This is a genomic window from Microbacterium petrolearium (assembly GCF_054782875.1).
This window is the reverse complement of sequence record NZ_BAAGRQ010000040.1, coordinates 1-1,868: the sequence shown is the minus strand read 5'-3', so window position 1 is coordinate 1,868 and position 1,868 is coordinate 1. Positions and strand designations below refer to the sequence as shown.

Here is a 1,868-nt window from a genome sequence, read left to right as displayed (position 1 = left end):
GTCCATACTAGTTCGATTAGTGTACCGTGGTTAGAGTACTTGTGTGAAATAGGGTTTGATGTACTACTGTAGTTAATTACTACTGATCCAATTACCCACATTACACCGATAAAGATTAGTACAAGGTAGAAGAAAATTGCATTGTGTAGTTCTGTGATACCTTCAAATGTAGGGCTAGCACCGTCCTGGAAACCAATTTGCCATGGTTCTGCTGCATCACATTGTACAAATGTTGACCAAAGTGAGAAAGTCATGTTTTAGACTTATGATATCTATCATCCATACCACGTTTATTATTATACATTATATATTAATTGTGGTAACTATTATTCATTTGGGTAATCCTTAATCATTTTATTAGAATTACTTTAAGGAATAGTTGAATCGAACAACTGCTACCATTGTGTAAGAATGGGGGTCTAACCACTGACCTAATTCCTTTTAATTAATTAATTAACTTCTTTTATACACTTATATCAAAAATATTTCTATATTTCCTGAGGGGAGTTACTTCTTTGTTACTGAAATAGAAGATCGTTGGTCTGTAAAGTATAGGACTCCCGCACTAATTTCTACAATAAATCCCATTGTCAGAACAAATGAGAATAGCATAGCTACCCAATAACCCATTAGAGTTAGATTACTCATAGTTACTGCAATAGGGTAGAATAGTAGGATCTCGATGTCAAACAGCATAAATAGAATACCTACTAGGTAATATTGAATACTAAATGGTGCTCGTGTTTGACCTAGAAGTCCATCAAAACCACATTCATAAACACTTACCTTTTCAGAATAAGGTCGACTAGGTGCTAGTAGAATATTAGCCATAAGTAGAATAGCAACAAGAATAGGTACAAAAATAAATAGAATAGTAATACCTGACATTAATATCCATATAGTGTTAGAGCCAGTAGAGTTGTGCTATTTAGAATTAGATCTGGATATACCGCAAATAGGGCGATAATCATAGTTAGTGTTGCAATTGCAAAGCTATGTACTGATGATAGCTTTTGTTCTGGTGATGACACTGTTAGAATTTCAGATGATGGTGAATCAAAGTGAATTACTCGTACAATCTTAAGATAATAATAAGCACTTACTACTGATACTAGAATTGCTACAATTGATAGGAAATAATATCCACTATGTGTAGCTGAATATAGTACTGTTTGCTTTGCAAAGAATCCCATTAGTGGTGGTACTCCTGCCATTGAAAATAGACAAACAGTTAGAGATAGTCCTAGAATAGGATTAGATCGGAATTGTCCAGCTAGTTCAATAATAAGTTGTAGATCAGTATTTTGTCCTGATGATCGAGATACTGATGAATGCATAACATATCCAAATGCTAGAATAATCATAAATGCATTTAGATTTGTGATACTATATTGTACTAGATAAAATAGGAATGATTCAATTGATTCTTCTGTATTTACTCCTAGTGCTAGTAGTAGAAATCCTACATGTGAAATTGTACTATAGGCTAGTAGTCGCTTGATTCGTGTTTGTGCTAGTCCTACTACAGTACCAATTACTAGTGATAGTAGTGATGATACTAGTAGCAGATTTGTCCATACTGTAAATGATTGTCCTACACCTGCTTGTACTTCAAGTAGTAGAATTAGAATTGATAGCTTTGGCATAATTGTTAGCCATGTTGTCACAATTGTTGGTACTCCATCATATACATCAGGAGCCCAATTATGGAATGGAGCAGCTGAAATCTTAAATAGGAAACCAATAACAAAAATAAATAGACCAATAGCACATAGATTCATTTCATTTGTTTCTGATACTGATAGTAGTGTATAAATATTTTCTAGATTTGTTAGACCTGTATATCCATAAATTAGTGCTGATCCTAG

At 33.5% G+C, this 1,868-nt stretch carries 3 protein-coding genes; all 3 read right to left on the bottom strand.

The window, feature by feature from the left end; genetic code table 11:
• The coding region (locus tag ACYVJ0_RS13460; protein WP_460818363.1) for a cytochrome c oxidase subunit II transmembrane domain-containing protein at window positions 1–254 on the bottom strand (254 nt) is incomplete at its 3' end.
• Window positions 255–507: 253 nt separating this feature from the next.
• Entirely contained in the window at window positions 508–831 is a 324-nt protein-coding gene (locus ACYVJ0_RS13455) for an NADH-quinone oxidoreductase subunit A (RefSeq protein WP_460624619.1), read from the bottom strand.
• Between the two features lie 56 nt (window positions 832–887).
• On the bottom strand, window positions 888–1,868 hold a 981-nt coding region (locus tag ACYVJ0_RS13450; RefSeq protein WP_460818362.1), incomplete at its 5' end, for an NADH-quinone oxidoreductase subunit N.